The following is a 1,196-nucleotide window of genomic DNA, read 5'->3' as shown; positions in this document are numbered from 1 at the left end:
GTACGCCCAGCCAACGAAGCCCGCCTGTCTGGGGCTGAGTTGCTTGAGCATGTCTGGAATGCATGCCTCGATGGAGCTGCTGTAGCAGTCACGAGCATGCCCTCCTTCTGCTACGAGAAGGAGTGAGCCGAAGCGGCGGTGACTTGCCGGACACTGGCAAGGTGACGAAGTCCGCAGGAAACGGGGCGTGCGGCGAAGCGGTTACGCCAAGATGAGCCTCTAGGCTGAGCATGGGACGGTTGAGGAACACGCACCTATTGACACGCATCTGAGGGTTGAAATGTCACCCCTGCCAACACCGCTTCACAGGCAGGACGCGGAGCGAAGCCAGTCATACGTATGGACTGGGACGGCGAGTGCTGGCGAGACATGTACGCTGGCCAGCAGGGAGTCATGGGGAGTGCGTAGCTAGACCGTGACGTCCGCGACGACTTGCAGAACGCAAGGAGAAAGACTGCGATAGGCAACCTCGCCCGTGTGTGGAGTCCAGCATGTGAACTGGGGAAGGCGTGTACCGATGACAAGGGAGTGTGTCCCCCGAGGCGGTACACGTTGACGGAGCCCTCGTAGTAGTCCGAGGCCGGGAAAGCCGGCTACAAGGCGAAGGGGGGCAGTTGAAGCGGCTTGCGTGGCGGATTACCTGACTGCAATGAGGTGAAGACCTTTGATAATCAGTGAAATGCAACGCAAGCTGGCGACGTGGTCAACGGAGAACCCCGAACGCAAGTTCAATCGACTCCTGAGACTAATTGCGGATCGCACTTGGCTGGCCGAAGCCGCGCACATCACGCTCGCATCCAGTGGTGCGCGAACGCCGGGCGTCGACGGGGTCGACAAGACCATGATGACGGCAACCCTTCATCAGGAACTGGCGACGATACGCGCCGAGCTGTTAGCGGGCTGCTACAAGCCGCAACCCGCACGGCGCGTATACATACCCAAGGCAAACGGCAAGGTGAGGCCCTTAGGGATCCCCAGTCTGCGGGATCGAGTGGTCCAGCGAGCGATGCTGATGGCCATGGAGCCGATATGGGAGAGTGATTTCCATCGAGCGTCCTATGGTTTCAGACCCGCCCGAAGTGTGCACCATGCGATACGAACGGTCAAATTGCAGCTGCAGGACAGTGATGAGCACAGAACGGCAGGTCGCTGGGTGATCGAGGGCGACCTCGCCAGCTACTTTGAGACCGTCCATC

Annotated in this window: 1 protein-coding gene; it reads left to right on the top strand. The window is 60.0% G+C overall.

The features are described from left to right. Positions 1 to 664: 664 nt before the first annotated feature. Positions 665 to 1,196: reverse transcriptase domain-containing protein (locus ACMTNU_RS20730; protein WP_413937183.1), on the top strand; the 532-nt coding region annotated here is incomplete at its 3' end.

It is taken from the genome of Nitrospira sp. BLG_1 (assembly GCF_047338595.1).
Lineage (GTDB): Bacteria > Nitrospirota > Nitrospiria > Nitrospirales > Nitrospiraceae > Nitrospira_D.
This window is presented reverse-complemented; position numbering and strand designations above follow the sequence as displayed.